The organism is Pelagibius sp. (assembly GCF_028281305.1).
Classification (GTDB): Bacteria; Pseudomonadota; Alphaproteobacteria; order Kiloniellales; family Kiloniellaceae; genus Pelagibius.
The window spans coordinates 1-7155 of record NZ_JANQKD010000054.1; the positions used below are offsets into that span (position 1 = coordinate 1).

Annotated in this window: 6 protein-coding genes and 2 tRNA genes; 3 read left to right on the top strand and 5 right to left on the bottom strand. The window is 65.0% G+C overall.

What is annotated here, in order from left to right:
* The 4 genes from Q0982_RS12280 to Q0982_RS12295 all read right to left on the bottom strand — a co-directional run.
* Positions 1 to 2032, bottom strand: a 2032-nt coding sequence (locus Q0982_RS12280) for a valine--tRNA ligase (RefSeq protein WP_299395899.1), incomplete at its 3' end; no start/stop codon positions are given.
* 145 nt (positions 2033 to 2177) lie between these two features.
* Positions 2178 to 3161: a DUF2497 domain-containing protein gene (locus Q0982_RS12285; RefSeq protein WP_299395901.1), complete on the bottom strand. Its 984-nt coding sequence runs from the start codon at positions 3159 to 3161 to the stop codon at positions 2178 to 2180.
* Positions 3162 to 3325: 164 nt separating this feature from the next.
* Complete coding sequence (locus Q0982_RS12290; protein WP_299395903.1) at positions 3326 to 4792, bottom strand: TolC family outer membrane protein; 1467 nt, start codon at positions 4790 to 4792, stop codon at positions 3326 to 3328.
* A gap of 285 nt (positions 4793 to 5077) precedes the next feature.
* Positions 5078 to 5734, bottom strand: coding sequence for a protein-L-isoaspartate O-methyltransferase (locus Q0982_RS12295; protein ID WP_299395906.1), 657 nt, complete (start codon positions 5732 to 5734; stop codon positions 5078 to 5080).
* Positions 5735 to 6142: 408 nt separating this feature from the next.
* On the opposite strand from Q0982_RS12295, the gene Q0982_RS12300 reads away from it, so the two are divergent.
* Positions 6143 to 6216 (top strand) — tRNA-Cys (locus Q0982_RS12300).
* A 174-nt stretch (positions 6217 to 6390) separates the two neighbouring features.
* Here the strand turns inward: Q0982_RS12300 and Q0982_RS12305 are convergent.
* Positions 6391 to 6534: a hypothetical protein gene (locus Q0982_RS12305; protein ID WP_299395908.1), complete on the bottom strand. Its 144-nt coding sequence runs from the start codon at positions 6532 to 6534 to the stop codon at positions 6391 to 6393.
* 144 nt (positions 6535 to 6678) lie between these two features.
* On the opposite strand from Q0982_RS12305, the gene Q0982_RS12310 reads away from it, so the two are divergent.
* Positions 6679 to 6939, top strand: coding sequence for a hypothetical protein (locus tag Q0982_RS12310; RefSeq protein ID WP_299395911.1), 261 nt, complete (start codon positions 6679 to 6681; stop codon positions 6937 to 6939).
* Positions 6940 to 7078: 139 nt separating this feature from the next.
* A tRNA-Asn gene (locus Q0982_RS12315) sits at positions 7079 to 7154 on the top strand.
* The last annotated feature ends 1 nt before the right edge of the window (position 7155 follow it).

Consider the following 7155-nt stretch of genomic DNA (forward strand, 5'->3'; position numbering starts at 1 on the left):
CCTCGTCATCGCCCTGGAACAGCGGCTTGGCGAACTCCAGGTACCAGTCGCAGTAGGTGTGCCAGATGAACTGGTAGAGCGCCTGGGCCGCCTCGTTGAAGCGGTAGCTCTCGATGGCGCCGCGCACCCTCGGCTCGACCTGGGCCAGTTGGCTGACGATCCAGCGGTTGACGCGCTGGCTGTTGGCCGCCGGGTCGAAGTCCGCGCCATAGGCGCAGTCGTTCATCTCGCAGAAGCGCGCCGCGTTCCAGATCTTGGTGCAGAAGTTGCGGTAGCCCTCGATCCGGCTTTCCGCCAGCTTGATGTCGCGGCCCTGGGCGGCCAGCGCCGTCAGGGTGAAGCGCACCGCATCGGCACCGAAGCGGTCGATCAGGTCCAGGGGGTCGACCACGTTGCCCTTGGACTTCGACATCTTCTGGCCCTTCTCGTCGCGGACCAGGGCGTGGATGTAGACGGTGTGGAAGGGCACCTCGCCGTCCATGAATTCCAGCGCGTCCATCATCATGCGGGCAACCCAGAAGAAGATGATGTCGAAGCTGGTGACCAGCACGTCGCCGGGGTAGTAGCGCTTCAGCGCCTCCGTCTCCTCCGGCCAACCGAGAGTCGAGAAGGGCCAGAGCGCTGAGGAGAACCAAGTGTCCAAAACGTCGGGATCGCGGGTCAGGTCCACCGCCTTGCCGTAGTGGGCCTCGGCCGCCTTGGCCGCCTCGCCCTCGTCGTGGGCAACGAAGACTTCCCCGTCGGGCCCGTACCAGGCCGGCACCTGATGGCCCCACCAGAGCTGGCGCGAGATGCACCAGGGCTGAATGTTGCGCATCCACTCGTAATAGGTCTTCTCCCACTGCTTGGGCACGAAGACCGTGCGCCCCTGCTCCACCGCTTCGATGGCGGGCTTGGCCAGGGTCGCCGCATCGACGTACCACTGGTCGGTCAGGTAGGGCTCGATGGCTACGTGGGAGCGGTCGCCGTGCGGCACCGTGTGGCGGTGCGCATCGATCTTCTCCAGAAGACCGGCGCCCTCCATGTCGGCAACCACCCGCTTGCGCGCCTCAAAGCGGTCGAGGCCGCGGTAGGCCTCCGGCACGCTGTCGTTCATGCGCGCATCGCGGTCGAAGACGTTGATCATCTCAAGGCCGTGGCGCTTGCCGACCTCAAAGTCGTTGAAGTCATGCGCCGGGGTGATCTTCACCGCGCCGGAGCCCTGCTCCGGATCGGCATAGTCGTCGGCAACGATGACGATGCGGCGTCCGACCAGCGGCAGGACCGCGTGCTTGCCCACCAGATCCCGGTAGCGCTCGTCGTCGGGGTGCACGGCGACGGCGGTGTCGCCCAGCATGGTTTCCGGCCGCGTGGTCGCGACGGTGATGAAGCGGCCCTCCTCACCCTCGATGGGGTACTTGAAGTGCCAGAGATGGCCGTCGATCTCCTTCTGCTCCACCTCCAGATCGGAGATCGCCGTGTGGAAGCGCGGGTCCCAGTTCACCAGCCGCTTGTCGCGATAGATGAGCCCCTTGCGGTAAAGCGTTACAAAAACTTTCAAAACGGCCTCTGAGAGGCCCTCGTCCATGGTGAAGCGCTCGCGCGACCAGTCGCAGGAGGCACCCAGGCGGCGGAGCTGTTTCAAAATCGTGCCGCCGGACTCCTCGCGCCACGCCCAGACCCGCTCGATGAACTCCTCACGGCCGATCTGCTTCGTGTTGCCGGGGGCCAGCGGCATGCCGCGGTCCAGCTCGATCCCCTGCTCGCCGAGCTGGCGCTCGACCACCATCTGGGTAGCGATGCCGGCATGGTCGGTGCCTGGCTGCCAGAGCACGTCGCGCCCGAGCATGCGGTGGTAGCGGATGAGGATGTCCTGGATGGTGTTGTTCAGCGCATGGCCGATGTGCAGGCTGCCCGTGACGTTGGGCGGCGGGATCATGATGGTGTAGGGCTGTTTGCTCTCGTCGAACTGCGCGGCAAAGGCGTCGGCCGCCTCCCAGCGCGCATACTGCCGGTCTTCGACCTCCTGAGGCCGATACGTCTTTTCCAGCATCGCTGGCGATCCTTCAAAAAACGAGCCGTTCGGCGCGGCCAAGCGTGCCTTCGGCGGACAATTTCGGGATTTGGATATCAGATGGTGCGCCGTTGCGCCATACAGCAGGCCCCACCTTCATCGGCCGCCTGGGGGGCGGCCCGGCCTACTGATCTTCGGCGCGTCGTACCATCTTCTTGATCTCCTCGCGAACGATGCGTTCTACCAGATCGGGGAGATTTTCGTCCAGCCAGCCTTTCAGTTCCGGCACCAGGGACTCGCGGACCAGGTCCTCCAGGGTCTTTCCACCACCCAGCGGGATGCCGTCCGGCTGACGGTTGGCCATGGCTGCCTTGGTCACAGCGGCCAGGGAAGCGGTCGCCGCCGCTGCGGTTGCGGCTGAAACGACCTCGCTGTCCAGCCCCGCCGGGGCCAGTTCGGTTCCGGTCTCATCCGCTGCAGGCTCTTCCGCCGCAGCGCCGTCTTCGACCGGATCCGCCGCAACAGCAGCGGCTTCAACCGGCTCGGGCTCGGGCTTCGGTTCTGGCTCCGGTTCTGGCTCCGGCTCAGGTTCTGGCTCCGGCTCAAGTTCGGCCGCCGCCTCAGGCTCGGGCTCCGGTTCCGGCTCGGCAGCCGCTTCTGGTTCCGGCTCGGGTTCTGGCTCGGGTTCTGGCTCGGGTTCTGGCTCGGGTTCTAGCTCCGGCTCCGGTTCGGCGGCTGCTTCAGGCTCTGGCTCGGGTTCCGGCTCGGGTTCCGGCTCGGGTTCCGGCTCTGGCGCACTGTCGGCTGCCGACTCTCCGTCCTCGGCCTCCAGATCGACGATGCTGCCGTCCTCCGCCACCATCTTGGTAAGATCCAGGATATTGTCGGCGCCGGTGGGCGCCGACGCCGCGGGGTCGGGCTCAGGCGCCGGCGCGGCCTCCGCCTGAGGCTCTGGTTCGGGGGCCGGTTCCGGTTCGGGTTCCGGTTCGGGTGCGGGCTCCGGTTCGGGTGCCGTCTCCGGTTCTGCCGCAGATTCGGCCGCCTCTGCTGGAGTCTCTTTGGCCTTGGCTTTGCCGTCCTGCGCCTCGTCGGGCTCGTCTTCGGAAATGATCCGCCGGATGGAGGCGAGGATCTCCTCCATCGTCGGTTCGTTTTGCTCTTCCGGCATACCTATTTCACCAAGTCCCCAGACGCCCAGGACGTCACGTGTTCAGAACGGTCTTGTAACACTGCATAGGGACAAAGCGGAAATTTTCTATTAACCAAACCCCGATCAGGCCCAATCGCGCCGCCACAGCGCCGGCAGCGGCTGAATCCGGGGCTTTCCGGCCGCTACTCCGGGACGCCCGGGGCGGTAAGCCCGAACCATTTGTCGCGCACCGCCCGATAGTCCGCCTCGGCATCGTAGATCTCGGTCTCAAGGCCCAGATCCATGGCCGTCAGGCGCCCGATGGCGGTGAGCACCTGATAGCTGGCAACGATCTCGTCGCGCTGCGCGCCCACCAGGTTGACTTGGGCGTCCAGCAGCTCCTGCTCAGCATCAAGAACGTCCAGGACCGTACGTGCGCCGACAGCGTTTTCCTGACGTACACCCTCCAGGGCGATCTCGTTGGCGCGGACCGATTCCAGGAAGGCTTGGATCTGCGCCCTGGCCGTCTGCAGGCTCTCCCAGGCGGAAATGGCATCCTCACGGGCCTGGCGCAGCGCCTCGCGGACCTCCAGCCGGCGTTGGCTGGCGACCTGCTTGGCCTCGCGCACGCGGCTGGACACGGACCCCTGCTGGTAGAGCGGGACGGTCACCAGGGCCAGCACCTCGGCCGTGCTGCTCTCGCTGCCGCGGGAGGCTGCCTCGTTCTGATAGCTCAGCTGCCCGCGAAGGCTTACTTCCGGTAGAAGCTCGCCCTCGACCTCGCGGACCTCCCGGAGCGCAGCCAACTCGGTGAACTGGGTTGCCAGAACCGAAGGATTGGCGGCCTCGGCGCCATCGATCACCGACTGCTGGTCGGTCGGCAGTTCACGCGGCCGTTCGGGCTGCTCCAGAATCTCGGGGAACACGCCGATGACGTTCTCAAAGGCTGCCCGGCTTGAGGTCAGGTTGCCTTCTGCCTGAATGCGGTCCGCCGTTGCCGTCGACAGGCGGCTTTCGGACTGGGCGACATCGGTCCGCGTCACCTCGCCGACCTCGAAGCGGTCCTGGGTCGCCTCGAGCTGGCGGGCCAGCACCTGTTCATTGTTCAGATTGAGCTGAAGCACGGACTGATCGCGCCAGACGTCGGCGAAGACCGTCACTCCATCGAAGAGCACCGTCTGTTCGCTGTCCGCCAGCAGAGCCCGCTGGGCGAACACCTCGTTCTCGGCCCGCTCCGTCCCGGCAACGGTCCGCCCGCCACGGTAGACAGGCTGGGTCAGGGTCAGATCGGTGGCCAGCGGCGTGCGCCCGTCCGAGCCCCTGTCCGTCGGCCTTTCGACGTCGTCTACGGCCTGGCCGGCGGAGGCATCCGCTTCCAGCAAGGGGCGCCAGTCGGACAGGGCCTGGGGCACCCGCTCGTTCACCGACCTCAGTTCGGCGCGGGCGGCGCTCAAGGTCGGGTTGGACTGATAGGCCTGGATGAGGGCTTCCTCCAGCGTCTGCGACACTGCCGGCTGAACGCCGACGACAAGCGCCACAAGAGCAGCCCCGGTTACGGCAAAACCGCGAAGACGGCCAGGGGCCGATGCCAGAGTCCGCGCTGCCAGAGTCTGTGCTGCCAGGGGCCCCGCCCGGGCACCGTCGCGCTCACCGCCGGTCAAAGATGTCATGCCAGACTGTCTCCCTGCATTGCTGCCGCCGTGCAAAATCCGGCCGCTTACCACGATCACATCGAACCTTCTGACGCCTCACTTAGGCTGGCCCACGACATTGGCCAGCGACATTGGCCAGAGACATTGGCCAGTGACGTTGTCCTGTGAGGTTGTCCCGTGAGGTTGTTACGTGCCCTCCAGGAGGCCTCATCCCCACTGCACTCCATCGTTCCACACTTCCTGCCGCCCCCTCATACCGCGCTCTTGCGTCAGGAATGCGACAGCACGCGGCCGGTCCGGTCTCTAAAACACAAACCCCGGCGCGCGCTCGAACCCCGGCAACACCGGCGTGGCGGCATCGAAGAGAACCCGCGCGGAATAGACCTCGCCCGACCGCTGTATCAAGGTCGCGCGGCCGATGCCCGCTTCATCCACAACGACGGTGACCAGGCGCCCGCCGTCGGCCATCTGCGCCTTGATCGCAGCCGGCACCTCGGTGACCGCGCCCTGGATCAGAACGACGTTGTAAGGAGCCTGCTTCGAGTAACCGTCTGCAAGCGCGCCCTCGACGACCACCGCGTTGTCGATGTCCAGACCGTTCAGGGTGCGATTGGCACTCTCGACCAGGCCGCGATCGTTGTCGACCCCGACGACCGTCTCGGCGAGGCCGGCCAAGACCGCCGTCGAGTACCCTGTCGCGCAGGCCACGTCGAGCACCATGTCCGTCGGGCCGGGGGCGGCAGCCTGCAGCAGGCGCGCCAACACCATGGGCTCCATCAGATACCGGGCCGGCGCAACTTCAAGATCTTCATCGACGTAGGCAATGCCCTGCAGTTGCTCCCCGACGAAGCGCTCCCGCGGAACTGTTTCAAAGGCATCAATGACCCGAAGATCCGTCACCTTGTTGGTGCGGATCTGGCTGTCCACCATGTTCAGGCGGGCGGCAGCGAAATCAACCATGTCACCTACTACGCCGTGAATAGAAACCGATGCCGAACGGGTTGAGCCGACGCAACATGTGCAACATCGCATAGCGGAGTCGCCCTGCGATTCCGAATTCCCGGATCGTCCGTATGGGTTTCTCCACAAGATTGGTTTATAGGCGCGCAGACCTCAGAACACAACGGACCAGAATGGGTCGCCAGTCCCAAGATCAGCAGAGAGTCAGTAGAGGGTCGGCAGAGTCTCAGCAGCGGCTCTTCACAGTGACTGGCCGCGGCAACTTGCCTGCGGTTGGTCGAAAGGACTGGTCATGGCAACCGCCCGCCCCTGCCAGCTTGACCCCTGCCAGCTTGACCCCTGCCAGCTTGACCCCTGCCAGCTTGACCAAGGTCAGGGCCGGCAGTATAGCTTCTGCCCGCTCGCCGCGGCCCGGTGGGAGAGTGGTTATCCAGAGGATTGCAAATCCTTGCACGCCGGTTCGATTCCGGCCCGGGCCTCCAGGCGACCCACCGGCCAGTTGCCGGACGGCCAGCCCGGACTGCGGCCCTGCACCTTCTCAAGCACGCTTGTCTTTCATCCTAAGGCTTTCATACCCGGGGCTTTCGTACTCGGGGACTTTCATACTCCGGGGCTTTCACGCCCAGATCTGTCAGAACGCCGGATACAAGCGCGGCCTAGTGGGCCATCGCCGCTATCAGGCTGTACCAGCCGTAGCCGACCGCACTGAAGAAGAACGCAAAGGTACCGACGGCAGCGAGTCCGCTTGCCAGGCGTTCCCAGAGGGGCGGTTGATAAGCGTCGTTTCCGAAGTCACCCATAGGTCGGTCTCCTTCCCCGTCAGTCCTGAAAACCGTGTCACTGCGATCTCCACCGACCGTAGCGCCTTCTCAGATCAATGACAAGAACAAAACACGAACACAGAAGAAACGTTTACCAACCTGTCAGCTTCTCTCTACACTGTTGTGGCTTGGAAACGGGTCCAGCAACGGGCAGCAGGTCCGCTGGCCGGAGACCCGACAGCCCAAGAAGCGGAGACTGGAGCGATCAGGGAAGACGTCCTCGCCTGCCTGCCGGAGCGCCTGCACCCGGTCAGCCAGATGTTTCTGGAGCGCTGGCTTTCCGGGGACATGACGACAGCAGAGTTTCTGCGCTGGTTCCACATGCCCAATTCCTCCTATCTCGATGTCGCCAAATGCCTGCTCGCGGTGGTGGCCGGCGCCTAGGGTTTGCGGGCGTATCGGACGTAAGGACCGCCGCCACAAAGCAGCAGAAGCTGTTGCAAAGTCTTTGCAGCCGAGGGGACGGTTTGATATAACCCCGCTTCGCTGCGCCGGGGCGACCCGGGTGCGGTGGAAATCCTGATCCGCGGTAGCTCAGTTGGTAGAGCAGGTGGCTGTTAACCACCGGGTCACTGGTTCGAGTCCAGTCCGCGGAGCCAA

Bases quoted from the DNA above. Each gene is read 5' to 3' on its own strand.
- Q0982_RS12285 (WP_299395901.1), bottom strand. From the start codon at position 3,161: ATGCCGGAAGAGCAAAACGAACCGACGATGGAGGAGATCCTCGCCTCC.
- Q0982_RS12290 (WP_299395903.1), bottom strand. From the start codon at position 4,792: ATGACATCTTTGACCGGCGGTGAGCGCGACGGTGCCCGGGCGGGGCCC.
- Q0982_RS12295 (WP_299395906.1), bottom strand. From the start codon at position 5,734: ATGGTTGATTTCGCTGCCGCCCGCCTGAACATGGTGGACAGCCAGATC.
- Q0982_RS12305 (WP_299395908.1), bottom strand. From the start codon at position 6,534: ATGGGTGACTTCGGAAACGACGCTTATCAACCGCCCCTCTGGGAACGC.